This is a genomic window from Paraburkholderia bryophila, assembly GCF_013409255.1.
Taxonomy (GTDB): domain Bacteria; phylum Pseudomonadota; class Gammaproteobacteria; order Burkholderiales; family Burkholderiaceae; genus Paraburkholderia.
This window is the reverse complement of sequence record NZ_JACCAS010000002.1, coordinates 3,316,230-3,337,910: the sequence shown is the minus strand read 5'-3', so window position 1 is coordinate 3,337,910 and position 21,681 is coordinate 3,316,230. Positions and strand designations below refer to the sequence as shown.

Sequence of the window (21,681 nt, the reverse complement as noted above, 5' to 3'; positions counted from 1 at the left end):
GCCGATAGCTTCAACAAACGAAAACGCCGCTAAAAAGCGGCGTGCTAAAAAGCGGCGTTTTTTGCGAACCGCCACGCTCCAACAGCGACGGTTCCTTCACACAAAATCTTACTTCACCCAGCTATCCACCCGATCGCCATGCGCGCTAATCCACGCATCCGCGGCAGCAGTCGGCTTCTCGCCGTTCTGCGTGGCCAGCATCACGCTGTCGATCTCGCCCGGCTTCCACTGGAACTTCTTAAGAAACGCGACTACCGTCGGCGCTTTCTTTTCGAGCTCCGGATTGATGACACTATCCACATGCTCCGCGTCGCCGAACACCTTCTTCGGATCGTCGAGGAATTTAAGCTTGTACTTCGCGAACATCCAGTGCGGCTTCCAGCCCGTCACGATGATCGGCTTGCTTGCCGCTTCCGAGCGCGCCAGTTCCGCCGTCATCGCGCTCCCCGAACTCGGCATCAACTGATAATCGAGCCCATAGGCCTTGATCGCTTCGCTGGTCTTCTGCATCACGCCCGCACCGGCGTCGATACCCACAATGCGCGAACCGAACTCCGCCTTCTTCGCTTCCAGATCGCCCACGGTTTTGACGTCGACATTGTCCGGCACGATCAGACCGATTTTCGCGTCGTTGAAGTTCGGCCCGAGATCGACCACCTTGTCCTTGAAGTTATTCCAGTACGCGCCGTGCGTGACCGGCAACCACGCCGACAGGGTCGCGTCCAGATCGCCGCGCGCCACGCCTTGCCACATCACACCGGCCGCGACCGGCACGAGCGTCACCTGATAACCGAGGCGTTTCTCGATCACGCGCGCGGCCACGTTCGTCGTCGCGACGCTATCGTCCCAGCCTTCCACGTAACCGATCTTGATGGTCGGCTTGGTATCCGCCGACACCACGCTCACGCTGCTGGCCACCAGCGCCGCGCTCATCGCGCTCAACACCAGTATCTTTTTGATCAGTCTCATCGCCGTTCTCCCGTTCCCAATCCACCCAATGAGCATTTAGAATCGCCAGCCAGAATTGCCGGGTAGCGTTGTTTTACGACGTTGAGTTGTCCACACGCGACTTCGACTTGCCCACGCACTGGCGCGTCTTGTCTTACTTATCGACGACGAGATCCGTAAGCGGTTTGCTGCAACACAACAGCACCATACCTTGATCGATTTCCCGCTGACGAATGCCGCCCGCGTGCTTCATCGATACCTCGCCGGACACCAGTTTGACCTTGCAGGTGCCGCACATGCCTTGCGTACACGACGCTGGTAAACGCACGCCCGCTTTCTTTGCCGCGTCGAGCACATGCTGGCCGCTGCCGCATTCGATCTCGCGATTGCTTTTGGCGAAACTCACCTTGAAACGCGTTTCCGTTTCTACTGTGGCAGGCGCAACCTCCGGCGCGAAACCGAGCGCCTGCTCACGCGCCTCGACAAAACTCTCCGCGCTGGCTGCACCGTTCTGCAACGCATCCGCGACATGCGCGGTCGTCAATTGCGCGGCCACTTCGCTGACGGTCTCGAACGAAAAACTTTCCTCGTGGTAGTGCCCGCGATCAAAGCCACCCTCATCGAGCAGATTGCGCACGGCCTGCATGTACGGCGCAGGACCGCACGTGAAAATCTCGCGTTCCATAAAGTCCGGCGCAATCAGCTTGAGCAACGGCAAACTCAGAAACCCAGTCACACCAGGCCAATTCGTGCGCGCACCGAGCCGCTCGCAAACAAATGCCGTACGGAAGCGATCCTGATTCGACGCGATCAGATCCAGCTCGCGCGCAAAGATGATGTCGTCCGGCGTGCGGGCGCTGTGCACGAACACAATGTCGCTATCTTCGCCGAGTTCGTGGTGTGCGCGGCTCATCGACATGAGCGGCGTAATGCCCGATCCCGCCGACAGAAACAGAAACTTGCGCGCCGGATGCCGCGCGCAGGTGAACTCACCCGACGGTCCAAGCACGCGAACCGGCGAACCCGCCTGCAGATTGTCATGCAGCCAGTTCGACACCTTGCCGCCCGGCACGCGCTTCACGGTGATCGAAATCGTGTGCGGCCGCGTGGGCGGCGACGAGATCGTGTAGCAGCGATTCACCGACTCGCCGTCTATCTCCAGTTCCAGCGTAATGAACTGCCCGGGTTCGAACACGAAAGCCCGTTCGGACGGCGCACGAAAGAAAAAGCTCTTCACGTCGTGCGTTTCCTGACGAACCTGGCAGCACACGAGCGTGTCGTCGCTGTCACTGTCCCAGCGCGCCGGCAGCGCGTCCCAGAAACGCGGCTGCGTGACACGGTTCTCCGCGCGGCTTGGGGCTGACTCGGGGCTGACCTGAAACGTCGCCTGATCGCGCATCATTGTTTTCTCCCGCTCCTGGTTGCGGTATCGCGCTCAGCGCATGAAAGACACGACTTTTTCGCCGTGCGAAGCCGGCGTAGCATCGCCGGCTTCATGGGTTTGGGGCGCATTGCTGTAATCCGCCATGCGGCCGATGTACCACTCGCAGAACTTCTCGACGAGGCCTTCGGTGAACGGCGAATACGGGCCGGGCTCATACGCGCTACTGGTCGCGCCGCGTTGCGAGTACTCGACGAGCGCGCGATCCTGGTCGTTGGTGGCGCGCCACACAGCGGTCAGATTGTTCACGTCGTAGTCGATCCCTTCGCGCGCGTCTTTATGGACGAGCCACTTGGTGCGCACCAGCGTTTTACCGGCCGACAGCGGAATCACCGAAAAGCTGACGATATGGTCGCTCATGAAGTGATGCCACGAATTCGGCTGGGTCCAGAACGACAGACCGCCAAGATCGGCCTGCTCGAAACCGCCGAGCAGTTTCTTCGACGCCACTTTCGCGTCCAGCGTCTGCGATTCGCCGTCGCGATCGAGCGGCAGACGTTGCGTGCGGAAACCCGTCACCAGATCGGCAAGCCGTTCGATCTCAGCCGAAGGCAGCTTCATCGCTTCCCACTGCGCGGTGCGGCGCGCCACGGTTTCCTCGAACGCGGCCATGCCCTCTTCGTTGGCCGGCGTGCGCTGATAGCCGAAGCCGTATTCGTAAAGCGAAATGGTCAACTCAGGGTGATTCGCCACGCAGTGATAGCACTCGCGATTGTTCTCCATCGTGAGCTTCCAGTTGCCGTCTTCGATAATGTCGATCGACGCGGCGATCTTGCAGCCGGCCAGATCGTGCGGCAGCATGTACGGCTCCATCGCGGCGCGCATCACCGAGAAATCGGCGGGCGGATTCTCTGCAAGGCAAATGAAAATGAGCCCCGCGAGATTCTCGACATGCACCGATTTCAAGCTGTGCTTGCAGCGATCAAACTGCTCGCCCATGTGCTCGGCGAACATCAGATCGCCGTTCAGGTTATACGTCCAGCTGTGATACGGGCAGACGATATTGCCGAGCGAGCCTTTGTCGGTATTGCACAGCCGCGCGCCGCGATGGCGGCAGACGTTATGAAACGCCCGCACCTGCATATCGTCGTCACGCACAATCAGGATCGAATCCTGGCCGATCTCCACCGTGATGTAATCGCCCGGCTCCGGCACGTCCGGTTCCACTGCCACCTGAATCCAGTGCTGCCGGAAAATCGCTTCCATATCGAGCGCGAAAATCGCCTCGCTCGTATAGAACGGCGCTTCCAGCGTGTGATTCTTTTTACGGCGTTCGATCATTGCGCGAACGTCTGCCGAAACTTTCATTGTGTGCTCCGTTGCATGTCACGTCTGGCGCTGCGCCAGGCCCTCCTGGTCGCATGCTCGCCCGAACCGGAAATCAGTAATCCACGAGTTGATGCTCGCGCAAATACGCCAGAATCACTTGTGCTTTTTCGACGGAACTCCCTTCAATTACGACGCTGCCGCCGCGGCTTTCGGTGGTCGTCGCCGACAGCATGCGGGCGTGGCCGGAACGCTTTTCGGCGGCGGCGAGGCGCACCGGTTTGGCAGTCACCGGGCGGGTCGTCCAGGCGAGGTTGTCGGGGTTGGTTGCGTCCGCATTCACTACCGTCGACGCGGCGACCGGGCGGATCGTGCCTTCCCGCAAACGGGCATACGCGTAGGTCGGCGTCGCATTGGCCAGCGGATGCACGGCGATCAGCGCGGGCAAGCGCACTTCGACGCGTCGGCGCAACCCCTTCGGCATGAACTGGCGGACTTCGGCGCAACCGTCGCGCAGCGTGACGTCGACTGCGGCGCCAACTAGCGGCATGTCCAGCGCAGCGGCGACGCGGTACGGCAGCACGCCGCTATCGAACGCGCCTTCGGCGCGCGTGCCGGTCAGCACGAGGTCATAACCCCGCAGACGCGCGGCGAGCGGGGACGCGGCGTCGGCTTGCACACCGTCGGAAGCGCGTGTTTCAAGCACTTCGACCGAGCGTGCGCCGAGCGCCAGATACTCCTGCAACGCGGGATTGGATGGATCGCCCGCGTGCAACACGTCGAGCGTCGCCTTGTGCATTTTGACGAGCGAGAGCGCCAGGGTCAGCGCAGCGGCGTCGTTGCGGCTGTAGCGCGCCACGCCGCTGACCGGATGACGGCCCACGGAAACCAGCACGGCGATCTTCATGCGAGCGCTCCTTCGGCAACAGCGGATGAATTCAACAGCGCAGCGCCAGTGCCGCGTGCGTTGCGCGCGGCGGCAGCCGCTTCATTGAGCGCCGCGATGGTTTCCTGCGCATCCGCGATCACGGTCAGATTCGCGCGCTTGGCGATCGGCGCGCTGGCGTCGAGGTTCACCGCGATCACATGACGGCAATCCTTGATGCCTTGCAAGTGCTGGACCGCGCCGGAAATACAGAACGCGATATACACGCTTGCTTCAACCGTCTTGCCGGTCGCGCCGATCTGCTTGTCGCGGGTGAATTTACCGTCGTCCACGGCGACACGGCTCGCACCGATAGCGGCGCCCAGCGTGGCCGCGAGACGCTCGAACGCGGGCACGTCGCTCACGCCGTTACCGGCCGAGACGATGAAATCCGCTTCTTCCAGCGCGAGTTGTGCGGCGTCGATTTCCTCGATGCCGAGATCGCGCACCGTGCTTTCCCTACCGCCAGCGCCAGACGATGCACCGTCGAAACGCCAGACGACCCGTTCGCCTGCGCCGACGAAAGGCAACTTCGGTTCGACCGCATTCGGCGCGAGCAGCACCACGTCTGGCAGCGAACGCGCGGCGAAGGCCGTATTCGCGTGGACATAAGAAGCGACATGCGTAGCGTCGATCTCGACCACATGCGTCGCGACGCTAGCATTCGCAGCGGCTGCGTAACGACGGCCGAGATCGCCGTCGCCGGTGGCGTTATCGGGCAGGAAAACATGCACCGGCGCATACGCGGCCACGCACGCGGCCAGCGCGTTCAGTTCGTCGACCGGTGCGAAGCTGCGACGGTCGAACATCGGCAATTCGATCAGTTTGTCGGCGCCGAGCGCGGCGGCGTCGCCAGTGAATTCACCGAACACGAGCAGCACGACTTCGGTCAACGTGTCCGCAATCAACGCGGCGCCAGCCAACGTCTGGCGCGCATGATCGTCCAGCGCGCCACGGTCGGCATGGGCGGCCACCAGTAGCACGCGCTGCGGCGCCGCCGTCGTACGGCGCGCTTTGACCTGATCGCGGTGCGCCGCACCGGACGCTGACGCAACCACTTCCAATGAGCCAGCCACGTCCGCCGTCATACCCAGCGTGATGCGTTTAAGTCCCTCTGCCGTGATCGTGAACGGCCGGCGCGGATCGATTCGTTTGAGCGTATTCATCGCGTTACTCCAGCGCTGCTGCAACCAGTTCGGCGACGTCCAGCACTTCCGGACGCGGGCCGACCACGCCCTCGAGCATGGCCGTGCAATTCGGGCAGCCCACCGCGACGATCTCCGCGCCGATCGTGCGGGCGTCGTCGATACGAATGTCCGGAATGCGGCGCTTGCCGGGAATATCGGTCAGCGGCGCACCGCCGCCACCGCCGCAGCACCGTCCGCGCATGCCATTGCGCTCCATTTCCACCACCTTGATGCCGATGCTCTTCAGCAGGCGGCGCGGCGCTTCCGTTTCGCCGTTATAGCGGCCCAGATAGCACGGGTCGTGATAGGTGATCTTGCGTTCCGCCAGCGCGGCGACCGCTCGCGGCGACAGCTTGCCGCTCGTGACCAGTTCGTCGATCAGCGCGGTGTGATGCTGCACCTCGTAGAAACCGCCCAGCGCGCGATACTCGTTGCGTAGGCTATGCAGCACGTGCGGGTCGGCCGTGACGATCTTGCCGAACGAGTACTGCGAAAGCGTGCCGATCAGCTTGCGGGCGAGTTGCTGGAAGGTGGCTTCGTCGCCGAGACGACGGGCCGTATCGCCGGTGTCGGTTTCGACGCCGCCCAGCACCGCGTAGTCGATGCCCGCGCGGTTCAGCACCTTGACCAGCGCGCGCAGTGTGCGCTGATAGCGCATGTCGAACGCGCCTTCGCCGGCGATCAGCAAGACCTCCACCCGGCGCCCCGGCTGCGCGACCTGCACTTGCAGATCGACCGCCCAGTCGTAACGCGCGCCGATGTCGTAACCGTTCGAGCTGCCGGTTTCGCGCAGATTCGCGAGCGTGATCGGGCCTTTGCCCGGCACGCTGCCTTCCACCAGCGTCTGATTGCGGCGCATGTCCACGATCGCATCGACGTGCTCGATCAGCATCGGGCATTCCTGCACGCAAGCGCGGCACGTGGTGCAGGACCACAGCGTGTCTGCTTCGATGAGCGTGGAAATCAGCGGTTTTCCCGGCGCGCCGGCGTGTTTGCCGAGCGGAATGCCGGGCGTCGGGCTGCCCGCGTAATCGGCGTCCGTGCCGCCCACCATGCCGGTGACCAGATCCTGAATCAGCTTCTTCGGATTGAGCGGCTGACCGGCGGCGAACGCAGGACAAGCCGCCTCGCACTTGCCGCACTGCACGCACGCGTCGAAACTAAGCAACTGGTTCCAGCGAAACTCGACCGGTTTGCCGACGCCGTATTCTTTCGCGTCGAGCAGCGGCACCTTCAGGGCAGTCGGCGGCACGACGTCGTTGTCGTTGCGTTCGGCAAAGCGTTCCTGACGCGGATGAAACGCCAGATGCAGCAAGCCCGCCATCGCATGCTTCATCGGACCGCCACGGGCTGCGCCAAACGTCATCGTGAATGCGCCTGCTGCAATCAGCAGCGCGACGACCACAGCCAGTGCACCCGACATAGCAGCCGCAGGCAATGCGATGAACAGCACGAGCCCCAGCGCGAACGACCCGAGCAACAGCGGCAGATGATCCCAGGGCCCGCGCGAGAGCCGCGCCGGCACCGCTTTCGCACCATGCCGGCGACGCCACACGAACACCGCGCCGACCAGCATCACGAGCGCGGCCAGAAAAATCAGCTTATCCAGCCACGGCGAGTAGATCGCCAGCCCGTAATTGACGAACACCAGCGCCATCGCGAGAATCGCACCGCCCGCCGTGGCCACGTGCGTTTTCGCGATGTACGGATCGCGCGCCACCACATGATGCAGATCGACGAAGTAGCGTTTCGGAATCGTCAGCAGATGGGTCCAACCATACGCGCCCGCCGCCGTGGCGCGGCCTTCGCGCCAGTAAGCGGCGCGTTTGACGAGCGCGAACGCCAGACCCGCCACCGACAACCACAGCAGGACGGTGATGACAAACACGGGGCTCATCGTCAGAAATCCTTGCAAAGGCGCAGCGCGTCGTAAATCGCGCCGTGAATGTTGTGCATGGAAATGCAGTCGCCGACACGGAACAGCAGGAAGCGGCCATTACCCAGTTCTTCGCTAAGCGACGGCTGCGGCTCCGACGCGAACAGCGTATGCACGTCGACCTGACCGAGATTCACCGATTCCGGCTTGAGCTTCCAGTACAGCTCGTCGTTCGGCGTGCTGCCGTTTTCGATCACCACCTGATCGACCGCGCGCTCTTCCTGCTCCTCGGTGTACTCGTTGCGGATCACGGCGATCTTCTTGCCGTCTTCCTCGTAGACCTTGTCGAGCCAGTAATTCGGCGTGTGGATCACGCCTTGCGCGTAGAGCCGGCGATAGAAAATCGGGAACGTGGTGCCGCCCACGTCGTCGGCAACCTTCACGTCCGGCGTCACGATCTCGACGTTCGAGCCGCGGCTCGACATGAAATCCGCGACGCCCGCGCCGGCGTGCGTGCTGACGCCGTCGTACACGAGCACGTTCTTGCCGGGTTCAACCTTGCCGGACAGCACGTCCCACGAACTCACGGCGAGCCCTTCGTCGACGCCCCACGCCGCGACCTGCGACGTGAACGACGAACCGCCCGTGGCCAGCACCACGATGTCCGGTTTCTCGGCCATGATGGTTTTTTCGTCGGCGGCGACACCGAGACGGCGGTCCACGCCGAGCCGTTTCGTTTCCATATCGAACCAGCGCACGATGCCCGCCATCTGTTCACGCTGCGGCGCTTTCGCGGCCAGCATGATCTGACCGCCTACGTAGTCGTTCTTCTCGAACAGCACGACATCATGCCCGCGCGACTTCGCGACGCGCGCCGCTTCCAGTCCTGCCGGCCCGGCGCCGACCACTACCACCTTGCGCTTCGGTCCGCGTGTCTTCGCGATCACGTGCGGCATGGTTTCTTCGCGCGACGTCGCGGCGTTCTGCACGCATAGCACGTCGAGCCCGTTGTACTGGCGGTCGATGCAATAATTCGCGCCGACGCACTGCTTGATTTCGTCCTCGCGGCCGTCGCGGATCTTGATGACCATGTGCGGATCGGCGATCTGCGCGCGCGTCATCCCGACCAGATCGACCATGCCGCTCGCGAGCAGCCGTTCCGCCTGGCCCGCGTCGCGAATACTCTGTGCGTGCATGACCGGCAGCTTCACGACCGACTTGATACCGGCGGCGAGGTGAACAAACGGTTCGGGCGGCAGCGCCATCGGCGGCATGCAGTTGGCGAGCGTGTTGTGCGTATCCGCACCCGAACCGATCACACCGAGGTAATCGATCAGGCCGGTTTCGCTCATTGCCTGAGCGATCTCTTTCAGTTGTTCATGATCGAGCCCGTCTTCATGGAACTCGTCGCCGCACATGCGCAGGCCGACGCAAAAATCCGCGCCCACGGCTTCGCGCACCGCATTCAATACTTCGGTGCCGAAGCGCAGACGGTTTTCGAGCGAGCCGCCCCATTCGTCGGTGCGAAAATTGGTGCGCGGGCTCCAGAACTGATCGATCAGATGCTGGTGCGCCGCCGAGATTTCGACGCCGTCCATGCCCGCATCTTTCACGCGCTTCGCCGCCGCGGCAAAGTCGCGGATGATGCGGCGAATCTCTTCCACTTCAATGATCTTCGCGTTGCCGCGGTGCACGGGTTCCCGCACGCCGGACGGCGACATCAGATGCGGCCAGTGCTCGCCATGAAACGCCGAACGGCGGCCCATATGCGTGGCCTGAATCATGATTTTCGCGCCGTGCCGGTGCATCGCTTCGGCGAGCCGCGCGAGCGGATCGATAATCTTGTCGGTCGACAGATTGACCGACTTCCACCAGCCTTGCGGACTGTCGATCGATACCGGACTCGAGCCGCCGCACACGGCGAGGCCAACGCCGCCCTTCGCCTTCTCTTCGTAGTAGCGGATATAACGGTCGCCGGGCAAGCCGCCGGGTTCCGCATACACCTCCGCGTGCGCCGTACTGACGATGCGATTGCGCAAGGTCAGTTGATTCAGCGTGAGAGGCTTGAAAAGGTTCGGGTAACGCATCGCGATCGACCTCGGAATAAATAGCTTGTTGCGCTCTGCCGTGCGCTTGTCGGCGTCGTGATAAACGCGTCAGTCAGGTACTACGCCGCGAGCGGCGACACTTCGAATACGCAATGGTCGTAGTGTTCGGCCGCGCACTGCGCTTCGCGCGAATGGGACGGCGGACCCTTGCGCGCGCTGTCCGGCGCGGTGTCGTTGACCCAGTCCATCGCGCCCGCGAACCAGCCCGCGAACATGTAGCAAAGCTTGCCGACCTTGTCCGGCTGCGCGAGCACGAACGACGAGTGATGCAATTCAATGCGCGCGTGCGAGCTGGACGGATCGGCCTCGGTGATCTTGAACAGACCCCAGCCTCGTTGCGACAGGCGGTTCAGGTAGTGCTCGAACACCGCCATGCCGGCAATGCCGTGCTGTTTGGCTTCCTTGTCGCACCAGAAATACGCGGACTTGTAGCCGGCCTTATAAAGAATCTCGGCGTACGCATCGAGCCCGAGCGCTTCTTCGACGGCGGTGTGATTGTTCGTGAAGAAATGGCGCGGCACGTACAGCATCGGCAGCGCGTCGGTGGTCCAGACGCCGGTGTCCGGATCGACGTTGATAGGCAGTTGCGGTTGCATGTGAGGGTTCCGTTTTTTTACGTGTGGGGGTTGCAGGCCAGCGCGAAAATCAGACTGTCCAGACCTCGCCGAACACGCGCACCCAGTTCTCGCCCATGATTTTCTTGATGCGCGTTTCGCTCCAGCCGGCGCGTTCCATCGCGGCCGTCAGGTTCGGAAACTCGCCGATCGTGCGAATGCCTTCGGGATTCACGACCTTGCCGAAGTTCGTCAGTTGACGATAGCGGCCCTTGTCGTGCGTGATCCAGTCGAAGAACTCCGTGCTATAGCCTTGCGTGAAGTCGGTGCCGATCCCTACCTGGTCTTCGCCGATCAGATTCACCACGTATTCGATCGCTTCGATATAGTCGTCGACGGTCGCGTCCGGACCGCGCTTGAGGAACGGCGCGAACATCGTCACGCCGACAAAACCGCCCGCGTCGGCGATCTCTTTCAACTGTTCGTCGCTCTTGTTGCGCGGGTGTTCTTTCAGTCCCGACGGGCAGCAATGCGAGTAACACACCGGCTTGTTCGACGCAGCGATCGCTTCAGAAGACGTCTTGCCGCCCACGTGCGAGAGATCGACCATGATGCCGACGCGGTTCATCTCCTGAATCACCTCGCGACCGTAACCGGACAGGCCGCCGTCGCGCTCGTAGCAACCGGTGCCCACCAGGTTCTGGGTGTTGTAGCAGAGCTGCACCACGTTCACGCCGAGGTCCTTGAAGGCCTCGATATAGCCGAGGTTATCCTCGAACGCATGGGCGTTCTGGAAACCGAAAATGATGCCGGTCTTGTTCTCTTTCTTCGCGCGGTGAATGTCGTCGGTGGTGCGCACCAGCGTCAACATCTCGCCGTACTCGCGGATCTGCTGCTTCATTTCGGCAATGTTGTCGACGGTCTTCTGAAAGCTCTCCCAGACCGACACCGTGCAGTTGACCGCGGTCACGCCGCCCTTGCGCATGTCTTCGAACACCGAGCGCTCGAACTTCGAAATGTTCAGACCGTCGATGATGATGCTGTTGTCGTGCAGAGTACTCATGGTTCGCTCCAGGCGTGCTCAGTAGATGGGAAAGCGTTCGCACAGCGCGAAAATCTCGCGGCGCACGCGTTGTTCGGTAGCGGCATGGCCTTCCGGGTGATCGCGCAGCGCGTCGAACACCTCGACGATCAGGCGCCCTATTTCGCGGAACTCGCTCACGCCGAAGCCGCGTGTGGTGCCCGCCGGTGTACCGAGGCGAACGCCGGAGGTGACAGTCGGCTTTTCCGCGTCGAACGGAATGCCGTTCTTGTTGCAGGTAATGCCCGCGCGTTCCAGCGCCTGCTCCACCTGATTACCCTTCAGGCCCTTCGGCCGCAGATCGACCAGCAGCAGATGGTTGTCCGTGCCACCGGTCACCAGATCGACGCCGCCTTCTTTCAGCACTTCGCCGAGCACCTTCGCATTGGCGAGTACGTTGTCGATATAGGTCTTGAAACCCGGCTGCAGCGCTTCGCCGAACGCGACCGCCTTGCCGGCGATCACATGCATCAGCGGACCGCCTTGCAAGCCGGGGAACACGGCGGAGTTGATTTTCTTCGCGATGTCCTCGTCATTCGTCAGAACAAAACCGCCGCGCGGGCCGCGCAAGGTCTTGTGCGTGGTGGACGTGACCACATGCGCGTGTTCCACCGGATTCTGGTGACGGCCCGCCGCGATCACGCCGGCAATGTGCGCCATGTCCACCATCAGCTTCGCGCCGACGCCGTCGGCGATCTTGCGCAAGCGGGCGAAGTCGAGCTCACGCGGATAAGCGGAAAACCCGCCGATCAGCAAAGCCGGCTTGTGCTGCTGCGCGAGTTCTTCGATCTGCTCGTAGTCGATCAACATCGTGTCGCGCTTCACGCCGTACTGCACCGCGTTGAACCATTTGCCCGACATGGCCGGTTTGGCGCCGTGCGTCAGATGGCCGCCCGCGTCCAGCGACATGCCGAGGATCGTGTCGCCCGGCTTGACCAGCGCGAGCATCACCGCACCGTTGGCCTGCGCGCCGGAATGCGGCTGCACGTTGGCGAATTTCGCATTGAACAGTTGCTTGATACGATCGAGCGCCAGCGTTTCGATCACGTCCGCGTATTCGCAACCGCCGTAGTAACGCTTGCCCGGATACCCTTCCGCATACTTGTTGGTCAGCACCGAGCCCTGCGCTTCGAGCACCGCGCGCGACACGATGTTTTCCGACGCGATCAGTTCGACCTGCGACTGCTGGCGCTCGAGTTCTTTCAGAATGGCGCCGCGCACGGCCGCGTCGCGGGTGGCCAGCGGTTCTTCGAAGAAGGGATTCGGGTTCGACATGGAAAGTCCGTTAAGTCGTTGACGGAAGGGCCGTGAGCGCCGCCCGGTGCGGTGTTTGCGCCGCGCTGTCGCCGCTCTGCATTGGGTCTATTCTTGACGTTCGCCCCGCGCGTCAATTTACGAATTCAGACGCGTTCTTTGCCTTTTCCGCCATCCGCGTCCTTTTTCGACAAGTCGGCGAGGATCGCCGAGCGTGCCGCTCACGGCAAGCACCCTGCCGAACGACGTCCGCGGCTCGCTCATGCTGCACTGCACCTGAACGTCGTGCGCGCTTCGGGTGCGCCAACCGTCTTGTCGGGCTCCGTTCTGGTGCCGTTCGTTGAGTGTTCCTGGCCATTCGGCAGCCAACCGAGGGTTTAGCCTGATGGCACGGTAGTTGCGCTAGTCCTCAGAATTGCAGCAGTCGCCGCTCCCCACGGCGACGCGACATTACAGATTCGAAGGAATCATTCCTCCCATGTCCACCGATCGCACGGCGTCGTTGTCGCATTTCGCATTCATGCCGCTCCCCAACTTCACGATGATCGCGTTCACCAACGCCATCGAAGTGCTGCGCATGGCGAACTATCTGACGGGGCAAACGCTTTACCGCTGGTCGATCGTGAGTCCCGACGGCGGTCCGGTCGCGGCGAGCAACGGTCTCTCGGTCGACACCGGTCCGGTCGAATGCGTCGGCCAACCGGATATCGTGTTCGTGGTCGGCGGCATCGACGTACAACGCGCGACGACCCCGGATCACCTGTCCGCGTTGCGCCGTTTCGCGCGCATGGGCAGCGTGCTCGGCAGCCTGTGCACGGGCACCTATGCGCTGGCGCGCGCCGGTCTGCTGGCCGGCTACGCGTGCGCGATTCATTGGGAGAACATGTCGGCGCTCAAGGAGGAGTTTCCCGATACGCGCTTTCTGAAAGAGCTATTCGTGATCGACCGCGATCGCGTGACCTGTACCGGTGGCGTCGCGCCGCTCGACATGATGCTGAACCTGATCGCACCGCGCGTCGGCACGGCGCGCGTCACGCAGATCGCCGAGCAGTTCATCGTCGAACATGTGCGCGACACCAGCGCGCAACAGAAAATGCCGCTGGTGGCGCGGCTCGGTTCGGCCAACAAGTCGCTGTTCGAAGTGATCTCGCTGATGGAGAACAACATCGAAGAGCCGCTCTCGCGCGAAGAGCTCGCGCGGCTCGCCGGGATGTCGCAACGGCAATTGCAACGGCTATTCCGCGAACACCTGGGGATGACGCCGACGCATTACTATCTGACGCTGCGCTTGCGGCGCGCCCGTGAATTGCTGCTGCAGACCGATATGTCGATCATGCACATCACGATGGCGTGCGGATTCCAGTCGGCTTGCCATTTCTCGAAGAGTTATCGCGATGCGTTCGGTACGGCGCCCACGCGTGAGCGGCGCAAGCAGGCGCCTTCGCTGGCGGCGATGCCGGTGATGGCGGCTTGAGTTTGGCTTAGACCTGAGCGGCTTTGGTCGCAAAAGCCAAGGCCACAAACAAACGCGTTGAACGGGACACCGTTCAACGCGTTTGTTTTTGTGGGTTCGGTTGAAGCAACGGTCTTATTTTTGCGTTAAGGAATCGATCTGGTCTACCAACAAAGTGTAGCCCTACGCTTCACCAAAAAAAACGGCCCGCTATTTGAGCGGGCCGTTATATAGGTGGGGCGGAGAAAGCTGCGGAACACGTCCAGGCCAACAAGCCCTAACCCCTTTTTTCCGTTGTCGGCTCATTGTCAGCCGACTGAGCCGTTAGAATAACTTTTTTCTTTTCAGGCGGCAAGTCGATGCGAATTGATCAACGGATCGAGCAGCAGCATGGCCTGACTGCACGCCAGCATTTCTTTTGCGAATGCTGGTTCAACCTCGTGCATGAGGCGTCGCTCGATGCGTATCGTGTGCGTGCGATGAACCCACTGAACATCGTGCGCGAACTGCTCCGCATGGTCGACGGTGGACATGCAAGCGACAGCGATGTCGGTCGCGTCACGGCCGAGGCCGTAGAAATCCTAACCGATCCTATGGTCATGTCAGAAGATGTGTTTCGCGTATCCGCCGGCCACCTTGTTGCCCTTCTGACGGAAGCAAAACCCAAGCAAAACGGGCAGGATGCGGACGACTCGAAGACGCTGAAAGCCTGGGGCGCCGCACTCGCGAAACATCATTCGCTGATCGACGCGTTCGGAAGAGAACTGGAAAAGGCGCTCGAGGACCATTTCATCTCCCGCTGCGTGTCGTGGCTGGAGCTTGAGTTATCTGTCTTAGGCGACTCATCTGATCTTGAGAACATTGAGACAAAACTCAGCGAAATCGAAAACGTCACGTCGATGTTGTTGAGCACCCTGATTAACCAGGGCTGGAGTTTCGAGTCGCTCTTCATGCTGTATCGCCTCATGTTGCTGCCCCAGGTTGAGACAGCAACAGACGCGTCACCATACATCTTCAAGGAAGCGCTCGCGGCGGTGTTCCAGCGGCTTGGCGCACAGCCCGAACCCTACCGGGTCACGTTTTCGATCAGCAACGTCAGCAAGCCTGATCAATTTCCTCCCCGCGTGGGCGACATCGAGTTCAACAGACAGCCTCCGGACATCGGGCCGAAATCGAGCAACTACGTGCGCCGCTATGCATCGGCCAGCGGCGGACGACTCTTCGCCACAACGACGGCGCACGCCCAGGACGGCCGCATGGCGGGTTCGGTCGCGGGTGACCGGATCGGTCAGGTCCTCGATGTTGTCCGCTACGACTATGAGCGGAAGAACGTCCAGCTCGCCAACAGTTTCCTGCTGGCGAAGAAGGACAAGCACATGCTGCTAGCCCTGCCAGGAACGGTCCCCAATCCTGATTCGTCACTAACGGCGGAGCAACTGGAGGCGTTTATGCAACGCCTCCAGGAGTTGGTTGGCAGCGGCACACTTTCAATGGATGCGAAGGACCGTATCTATTCGACGTTCAGGCTGTATCGGGTTGGCGCCGAGACGTCGAATTTCGAGAACAAGTTAGTCAACTGGTGGACTGCCGTCGAGTTCCTGGTCAAGGGTATCGGCGGTGGCGGCGGAGGCATCGGCGACGGTGTCGAGAACTCCCTCGTGCCGACAGTGGCCATGTCCTATCTGCCCAAGCATCTCGCGGCGCTGCGCTCGGCGCTGGTCGATCTAAAGATCAATTTGCGCGACGCCGCGGACGAGCCGCTGGAACTGGGCAGCATGGGGCTATCAACTTTTTACGCCCTTCTACAGGACGCCGCCATGAAGCGGGCGGTGGAAGACGCGTGCCGACCGCGCCCTTTCATCTGGATTCGGACCCGGCGCTTCCTCGGCATGATTGCAACCCATCAGAAAGTTGCGGACGCGCTACGCAATCACGAACGGCGACTACGCTGGCATGTGCAGCGAATCTACCGGGCACGCTGCGATATTGTGCATAGCGCGCAGCGTGTGGTCGATGCGACGCTACTCTGCGCAAACCTGGAGTTTTACCTGAAGACGGTCTTGTCGGCGTTCCTCGACGCATTTCACCGCTACCCGACCTTGCGCAATCCCCGCGAGTTTTTCGATCGACAGCAACACGCGCTCGGTCAGATAACGAAAGAGCTCAAGGCAAACCAGAACGCGAGCCTTTCCGCCTTGCTGGCCACCAGAGATGCGGCGGCTGCGCTTCCGCAAACGCCGGGATAGGCACGCGAGCGTCCGATTGTGCGACGCCCGCCACTGCGCTCCGCTCCGCGCATCAAGCCGCCTTCAACAACCCATGCGGATCGATCACAAACTTCCGCGGCGCGCCACCGTCGAACTGGCGATACCCTTCCGGCGCATCATCCAGCGACACCACCGTCACGTTGACAATATCCGCAATCGGCAAGCGGTCCCACAAAATCGCCTGCATCAGATTGTGGTTGTACTTCATCACCGGCGTTTGCCCCGTATGGAACGAGTGCGACTTCGCCCAACCTAGTCCGAAGCGGATGCTCAGCGCGCCTTTGCGTGCGGCGGCGTCGGCCGCGCCCGGATCGTCCGTCACGTACAGGCCGGGAATGCCGATCGCGCCCGCCGCCCGCGTGATTTCCATCAGCGAATTAAGTACGGTAGCCGGCGCTTCCTCATGCGAACCGCTGCTGCCGTGACCATGCGCTTCGAAGCCCACGCAGTCCACCGCGCAATCCACTTCCGGCTTGCCGAGAATCTGCTCGATCTGCTCCGCTAACGTGGCGTCTTTCGACAGATCGATCGTCTGGAAACCCATCTTGCGCGCATGCGCGAGCCGCGCCTCGTTCATATCGCCGACAATCGTGCAGGCCGCGCCCAACAGTCGCGCGGAAGCCGCCGCCGCCATGCCCACCGGCCCCGCGCCCGCGATATAAACGGTCGCGCCCGGCTTCACGCCCGCCATCACCGCACCGTGATAACCGGTCGGCAGAATGTCGGACAAACACGTCAGGTCGCGGATTTTCGACATGGCCTGCGCGTAGTCGGGGAATTTCAGCAGGTTGAAGTCCGCGTACGGCACCAGCACGTATTCGGCCTGGCCGCCAATCCAGCCGCCCATGTCCACATAGCCATACGCGCCGCCCGCACGCGACGGGTTCACGTTCAGACACACGCCGGTGTGCTGCGCCTTGCAGGTCGGACAGCGCCCGCAGGCCACGTTGAACGGTACCGAGACCAGATCGCCGATCTTCAGTGTCTCGACATCGCGGCCCACTTCGACCACCTCGCCGGTGATTTCATGACCGAGCACGAGGCCGACTTCGGCGGTCGTGCGGCCGCGCACCATATGCTGATCGGAGCCGCAAATATTCGTGCTCACCACCTTCAGGATCACGCCGTGGCCGATCGACCGGCCGCGTGGATCGACCATCTTCGGAAAATCGATCGACTGCACTTCCACCTTGCCCTGCCCGAGATACACGACGCCGCGATTGCTGCTCATTGTCTGTCTCCATGTCTTGTGAGCGGCGTGACCGACTCTCGCGCGGCACGCCGTTCAACGAGCGTAGCGCCCGCTGAACAAAGCACTGGGGTCCAACGCGACATGAGTTTGACCGGAACCGACACGGCCGCCGAAAGCCACGTCCACGTTGATGCAAGGCGATTTTTATTGATTGACCGTTCAATATAAAAAAACTAACATGCCCCATCGACCCGGTGGGCGAAACGACACGTGCCCGCCTTTTGCCCTGTTTTTGCCCGGTTACTGCCAGCGCCATGCCCAAACTTGGAATGCGCGAAATCCGTCGCGCGCAACTGATCGACGCCACCCTGCTCACGATCGACCAGACTGGTCTCGCGGGCGCCACGCTCGCTTCCGTGGCGCAGCGCGCGAGCATTTCCACCGGCATCGTCAGCCACTATTTCGGCGACAAGGACGGGTTGCTCGAAGCCACCATGCGGCACGTGTTGCGCGATTTGTGGCAAGCCACGTCGCGCCGCCGTCGCGCAGCGAAGGCCGACCCGCGCTCGAAACTGCGCGCGGTGGTCGCCGCGAATTTCGACTCGGAGCAAACCAGCGGTCCGGTGATGAAAACCTGGCTCGCGTTCTGGTCCGAGAGCATGCACAAGCCCCAATTGCGGCGCTTGCAGTACGTGAACACGCGGCGGCTGAACTCGAATCTGTGCGCGGATTTTTCGAAAGCGCTTTCGCGTCCGGCGGCACGCCGCGCGGCCAGTGGCCTCGCGGCACTGATCGACGGCTTGTGGCTGCGCGGCGCGCTGTCGGGCGAACCGTTCGACACCAAAGCGGCGTTGCGCGTGGCCAATGAATATATCGATCTGGTGCTGGCGGCACGCGGCTAGACCAGTCCACTCTTCAGCAAGGAGCAAGTCATGGCGGTATTCGCAACTCAACGTCTCTATATCGGCGGCGGCTACGTCGACGCGACCGGCGGAGAAACCTTCGACACGCTCGACCCCGCCACCGGCGAAACGCTCGCCACGGTGCAACAGGCGTCGGCGGCGGACGTCGACCGTGCGGTGCAATCCGCGCGCGAAGGTCAGCGCGAATGGGCCGCGCTCACGGCCATGCAGCGCTCGCGCATTCTGCGCCGCGCGGTCGACTTACTCCGCGAGCGCAACGACGCACTCGCCGCGCTCGAAACACGCGACACCGGCAAGCCGATCGCGGAGACGCAGGCCGTGGACATCGTCACCGGCGCAGACGTGATCGAGTACTACGCGGGCCTCGCCACTGCCATCGAGGGGCAGCAGATTCCGTTGCGGCCCACCTCGTTCGTTTATACGCGGCGCGAACCGTTGGGCGTCTGCGCGGGAATCGGCGCGTGGAATTACCCGATCCAGATTGCCTGCTGGAAGTCCGCGCCCGCCCTCGCGGCCGGCAATGCGATGATCTTCAAGCCGAGCGAAATCACGCCCCTATCGGCGTTAAAACTCGCCGAGATCTACACCGAAGCCGGCGTGCCGGCCGGCGTCTTCAACGTCGTGCAAGGCGATGGCCGCGTGGGCGCGATGCTCGCCGCACATCCGGACATCGAGAAGATTTCGTTTACCGGCGGCGTGGAAACCGGCAAGAAGGTGATGTCTCTCGCCGGCGCTTCGTCGCTGAAAGAAGTGACGATGGAACTCGGCGGCAAATCGCCCTTGCTCGTGTTCGACGACGCCAACCTCGAACGCGCCGCCGACATCGCGATGAGCGCCAACTTCTTCAGCTCCGGCCAGGTCTGCACCAACGGCACACGCGTGTTCGTGCAACGCAGCGTGATGGCACGCTTCGAAGCGCTCGTGCTGGAACGGGTGAAACGCATTCGCGTGGGTGCGCCGGGCGAGGCACGCACCAACTTCGGCCCGCTGGTCAGCGCCGCGCAATTGCAGAAGGTGCTGGGCTACATTGAAAGCGGCGTGCAGGAGGGCGCGCGGTTGATCGCGGGCGGCCAGCGCCTCACCGACGGTCATTTCGCCAAAGGCCAATACGTCGAGCCCACGGTGTTCGCCGACTGCCGTGACGAGATGCGTATCGTGCGCGAGGAAATCTTCGGGCCCGTGATGAGCCTGCTCGTTTTCGACGACGAAGACGAAGCCATCGACCGTGCGAACCGCACCGCGTACGGTCTCGCCGCAGGCGTCGTGACCGAGAACCTGGCGCGCGCGCATCGCGTGATTCATCGGCTGGAAGCGGGCATCTGCTGGATCAACACGTGGGGCGAGTCGCCCGCCGAAATGCCGGTGGGCGGCTATAAACAGTCGGGCGTCGGCCGCGAAAACGGCATTACCACGCTCGAACACTACACGCGCATCAAGTCCGTGCAGGTCGAACTCGGCCCGTATCAACCGGTATTCTGACGAGGAGAAACGCGATGGCTTCGAACGAATACGACTACATCGTCGTCGGTGCGGGTTCGGCGGGCAACGTGCTCGCGTCGCGCCTCACTGAAGACGCGGACGTGAGCGTGCTGCTGCTCGAAGCGGGCGGCCCCGACTACCGCTTCGACTTCCGCACGCAAATGCCGGCCGCGCTCGCTTATCCCCTGCAAGGCCGCCGTTATAACTGGGCCTACGAAACGGATCCCGAGCCGCATATGAATAACCGCCGCATGGAATGCGGCCGCGGCAAAGGGCTCGGCGGCTCGTCGCTGATCAACGGCATGTGCTATATCCGCGGCAATGCGCTCGACTACGACGGCTGGGCCACGCACGCGGGTCTGGAAAACTGGGCCTATCTGGACTGCCTGCCGTATTTCCGCAAGGCCGAAACGCGCGACGTGGGCGCGAATCCGTACCACGGCGGCGACGGCCCGGTGCACGTCACGACCAGCAAGCCGGGAAACAATCCGCTATTCGCCGCGATGGTCGAAGCCGGTGTACAGGCCGGCTTTCCGCGCACCGACGACCTGAACGGTTACCAGCAGGAAGGCTTCGGCCCGATGGACCGCACGGTCACCGCCAATGGCCGGCGTTCGAGCACGGCGCGCGGCTATCTGGATCGCGCGAAAACGCGGCCGAATCTGACCATCGTCACGCATGCGGTGACCGACCGCGTGCTGTTTTCGGCCAGGCGGGCGGTCGGTGTTACGTATCTGCATCACGGCAAGGCAGTGAACGCACGAGCGCGCCGCGAGGTGCTGGTATGCAGCGGCGCGATTGCATCCCCGCAACTGTTGCAGCGCTCAGGCGTGGGCCGCTCGACGTGGCTGCGCGAACTCGACGTGCCGCTCGTGCACGATCTGCCCGGCGTCGGCGAAAACCTGCAGGACCATCTGGAGATGTATATCCAGTACGAGTGCAAGGAACCCGTGTCGCTCTATCCCGCGCTGCAATGGTGGAACCAGCCCGGCATCGGCCTCGAATGGATGCTGAACGGCACCGGTATCGGCGCGAGCAACCAGTTCGAAGCAGGCGGCTTTATCCGCACACGCGACGACGATTTGTGGCCGAACATCCAGTATCACTTCCTGCCGGTCGCGATCAATTACAACGGCTCGAACGCGATCAAGATGCACGGCTTTCAGGCCCATGTCGGCTCGATGCGTTCGCCGAGCCGGGGCCGCGTGAAGCTCACGTCGCGCGATCCGAATGCGCATCCGAGCATCCTGTTCAACTACATGGCCGATCCGCTCGACTGGCGCGAGTTCCGTGACGGCATCCGCATTACGCGCGAAATCATGCGGCAACCGGCACTCGACCGTTATCGCGGCCGTGAGCTGAACCCCGGCGCCGAGCTAAGCACCGACGAACAGCTCGACGCCTTCGTGCGCATGCGGGCGGAGACGGCGTTCCATCCGTCGTGCTCGTGCAAGATGGGCTATGACGACATGGCCGTCGTGGACAACGAAGGGCGCGTACACGGCGTGGAAGCGCTGCGCGTGGTCGACGCGTCGATCATGCCGCTCATCACCACCGGCAATCTGAACGCGCCGACCATCATGCTCGCGGAAAAAATCGCAGACCGGATTCGCGGACGGCCAGCGTTGGCGCGCGTCGAGACGCCCTACTTCGTCGCGAACGGCGCACCGTCGAGAAAACGCGACGCCACGGCGGCGGTGTGAACGTCGCCGCTGTGACCGCGCTCA

General features: G+C 62.5%; 16 protein-coding genes. 5 read left to right on the top strand and 11 right to left on the bottom strand.

The features are described 5' to 3' along the window. Positions 1 to 108 precede the first annotated feature (108 nt). From GGD40_RS35750 to GGD40_RS35705, 10 genes are all read right to left on the bottom strand, one after another. Positions 109 to 969 (bottom strand): glycine betaine ABC transporter substrate-binding protein, encoded by an 861-nt coding sequence (locus GGD40_RS35750; RefSeq protein ID WP_179746895.1) that lies wholly within the window; start codon positions 967 to 969, stop codon positions 109 to 111. A 133-nt stretch (positions 970 to 1,102) separates the two neighbouring features. Then, a complete protein-coding gene (locus GGD40_RS35745; RefSeq protein WP_179746894.1) occupies positions 1,103 to 2,350 on the bottom strand; it encodes a hybrid-cluster NAD(P)-dependent oxidoreductase in 1,248 nt (415 codons plus the stop codon). 33 nt (positions 2,351 to 2,383) lie between these two features. Further along, entirely contained in the window at positions 2,384 to 3,697 is a 1,314-nt protein-coding gene (locus tag GGD40_RS35740; RefSeq protein WP_179746893.1) for an aromatic ring-hydroxylating oxygenase subunit alpha, read from the bottom strand. Between the two features lie 73 nt (positions 3,698 to 3,770). Further along, positions 3,771 to 4,562 (bottom strand): electron transfer flavoprotein subunit beta/FixA family protein, encoded by a 792-nt coding sequence (locus tag GGD40_RS35735; RefSeq protein ID WP_179746892.1) that lies wholly within the window; start codon positions 4,560 to 4,562, stop codon positions 3,771 to 3,773. Beyond that, complete coding sequence (locus tag GGD40_RS35730) at positions 4,559 to 5,746, bottom strand: electron transfer flavoprotein subunit alpha/FixB family protein (RefSeq protein ID WP_179746891.1); 1,188 nt, start codon at positions 5,744 to 5,746, stop codon at positions 4,559 to 4,561. Before GGD40_RS35730 ends, GGD40_RS35735 begins: the two co-directional genes overlap by 4 nt. A 4-nt stretch (positions 5,747 to 5,750) precedes the next feature. After that, positions 5,751 to 7,664, bottom strand: coding sequence for a (Fe-S)-binding protein (locus GGD40_RS35725; protein ID WP_179746890.1), 1,914 nt, complete (start codon positions 7,662 to 7,664; stop codon positions 5,751 to 5,753). A gap of 2 nt (positions 7,665 to 7,666) precedes the next feature. Then, on the bottom strand, positions 7,667 to 9,730 hold the full coding sequence (locus GGD40_RS35720; RefSeq protein ID WP_179746889.1) for an NADH:flavin oxidoreductase: 2,064 nt from the start codon (positions 9,728 to 9,730) through the stop codon (positions 7,667 to 7,669). An 80-nt stretch (positions 9,731 to 9,810) separates the two neighbouring features. Beyond that, the gene (locus GGD40_RS35715; RefSeq protein ID WP_179746888.1) at positions 9,811 to 10,347 is read right to left on the bottom strand and encodes a DUF5943 domain-containing protein; all 537 of its coding nucleotides are present in this window, start codon (positions 10,345 to 10,347) and stop codon (positions 9,811 to 9,813) included. 49 nt (positions 10,348 to 10,396) lie between these two features. Then, positions 10,397 to 11,368: a dipeptidase gene (locus GGD40_RS35710; RefSeq protein ID WP_179746887.1), complete on the bottom strand. Its 972-nt coding sequence runs from the start codon at positions 11,366 to 11,368 to the stop codon at positions 10,397 to 10,399. An 18-nt stretch (positions 11,369 to 11,386) separates the two neighbouring features. Further along, positions 11,387 to 12,661 carry a serine hydroxymethyltransferase gene (locus tag GGD40_RS35705; RefSeq protein WP_179746886.1) on the bottom strand — a complete coding sequence of 425 codons (1,275 nt, stop codon included), beginning with the start codon at positions 12,659 to 12,661 and terminating at the stop codon, positions 11,387 to 11,389. 457 nt (positions 12,662 to 13,118) lie between these two features. On the opposite strand from GGD40_RS35705, the gene GGD40_RS35700 reads away from it, so the two are divergent. Both GGD40_RS35700 and GGD40_RS35695 read left to right on the top strand, forming a co-directional pair. Next, positions 13,119 to 14,114, top strand: a complete 996-nt coding sequence (locus GGD40_RS35700; RefSeq protein ID WP_035557010.1) for a GlxA family transcriptional regulator — start codon at positions 13,119 to 13,121, stop codon at positions 14,112 to 14,114. A gap of 338 nt (positions 14,115 to 14,452) precedes the next feature. Next, on the top strand, positions 14,453 to 16,339 hold the full coding sequence (locus tag GGD40_RS35695; protein ID WP_179746885.1) for a hypothetical protein: 1,887 nt from the start codon (positions 14,453 to 14,455) through the stop codon (positions 16,337 to 16,339). Between the two features lie 52 nt (positions 16,340 to 16,391). Here the strand turns inward: GGD40_RS35695 and fdhA are convergent, their stop codons facing one another. Further along, complete coding sequence (fdhA, locus tag GGD40_RS35690; protein WP_134965141.1) at positions 16,392 to 17,591, bottom strand: formaldehyde dehydrogenase, glutathione-independent; 1,200 nt, start codon at positions 17,589 to 17,591, stop codon at positions 16,392 to 16,394. A gap of 275 nt (positions 17,592 to 17,866) precedes the next feature. Between fdhA and betI the strand changes: the two genes are divergently transcribed. From betI to betA, 3 genes are read left to right on the top strand one after another with little or no spacing between them, the layout of a single operon-like run. Further along, positions 17,867 to 18,454, top strand: a complete 588-nt coding sequence (betI, locus tag GGD40_RS35685; protein WP_179713604.1) for a transcriptional regulator BetI — start codon at positions 17,867 to 17,869, stop codon at positions 18,452 to 18,454. Between the two features lie 30 nt (positions 18,455 to 18,484). Beyond that, complete coding sequence (gene betB / locus GGD40_RS35680; protein ID WP_179746884.1) at positions 18,485 to 19,954, top strand: betaine-aldehyde dehydrogenase; 1,470 nt, start codon at positions 18,485 to 18,487, stop codon at positions 19,952 to 19,954. Positions 19,955 to 19,968: 14 nt separating this feature from the next. Next, complete coding sequence (gene betA, locus GGD40_RS35675) at positions 19,969 to 21,657, top strand: choline dehydrogenase (protein ID WP_179746883.1); 1,689 nt, start codon at positions 19,969 to 19,971, stop codon at positions 21,655 to 21,657. Positions 21,658 to 21,681: the final 24 nt, after the last annotated feature.

What these genes read in the sequence shown, in the direction of transcription:
- GGD40_RS35725 (WP_179746890.1), bottom strand. Translation starts at nt 7,664, where the DNA reads ATGAGCCCCGTGTTTGTCATCACCGTCCTGCTGTGGTTGTCGGTGGCG.
- GGD40_RS35740 (WP_179746893.1), bottom strand. Translation starts at nt 3,697, where the DNA reads ATGAAAGTTTCGGCAGACGTTCGCGCAATGATCGAACGCCGTAAAAAG.
- betB (WP_179746884.1), top strand. Translation starts at nt 18,485, where the DNA reads ATGGCGGTATTCGCAACTCAACGTCTCTATATCGGCGGCGGCTACGTC.
- fdhA (WP_134965141.1), bottom strand. Translation starts at nt 17,591, where the DNA reads ATGAGCAGCAATCGCGGCGTCGTGTATCTCGGGCAGGGCAAGGTGGAA.
- GGD40_RS35750 (WP_179746895.1), bottom strand. Translation starts at nt 969, where the DNA reads ATGAGACTGATCAAAAAGATACTGGTGTTGAGCGCGATGAGCGCGGCG.
- GGD40_RS35735 (WP_179746892.1), bottom strand. Translation starts at nt 4,562, where the DNA reads ATGAAGATCGCCGTGCTGGTTTCCGTGGGCCGTCATCCGGTCAGCGGC.
- GGD40_RS35715 (WP_179746888.1), bottom strand. Translation starts at nt 10,347, where the DNA reads ATGCAACCGCAACTGCCTATCAACGTCGATCCGGACACCGGCGTCTGG.
- GGD40_RS35705 (WP_179746886.1), bottom strand. Translation starts at nt 12,661, where the DNA reads ATGTCGAACCCGAATCCCTTCTTCGAAGAACCGCTGGCCACCCGCGAC.
- GGD40_RS35745 (WP_179746894.1), bottom strand. Translation starts at nt 2,350, where the DNA reads ATGATGCGCGATCAGGCGACGTTTCAGGTCAGCCCCGAGTCAGCCCCA.
- GGD40_RS35710 (WP_179746887.1), bottom strand. Translation starts at nt 11,368, where the DNA reads ATGAGTACTCTGCACGACAACAGCATCATCATCGACGGTCTGAACATT.
- GGD40_RS35700 (WP_035557010.1), top strand. Translation starts at nt 13,119, where the DNA reads ATGTCCACCGATCGCACGGCGTCGTTGTCGCATTTCGCATTCATGCCG.
- GGD40_RS35730 (WP_179746891.1), bottom strand. Translation starts at nt 5,746, where the DNA reads ATGAATACGCTCAAACGAATCGATCCGCGCCGGCCGTTCACGATCACG.
- betI (WP_179713604.1), top strand. Translation starts at nt 17,867, where the DNA reads ATGCCCAAACTTGGAATGCGCGAAATCCGTCGCGCGCAACTGATCGAC.
- betA (WP_179746883.1), top strand. Translation starts at nt 19,969, where the DNA reads ATGGCTTCGAACGAATACGACTACATCGTCGTCGGTGCGGGTTCGGCG.
- GGD40_RS35720 (WP_179746889.1), bottom strand. Translation starts at nt 9,730, where the DNA reads ATGCGTTACCCGAACCTTTTCAAGCCTCTCACGCTGAATCAACTGACC.
- GGD40_RS35695 (WP_179746885.1), top strand. Translation starts at nt 14,453, where the DNA reads ATGCGAATTGATCAACGGATCGAGCAGCAGCATGGCCTGACTGCACGC.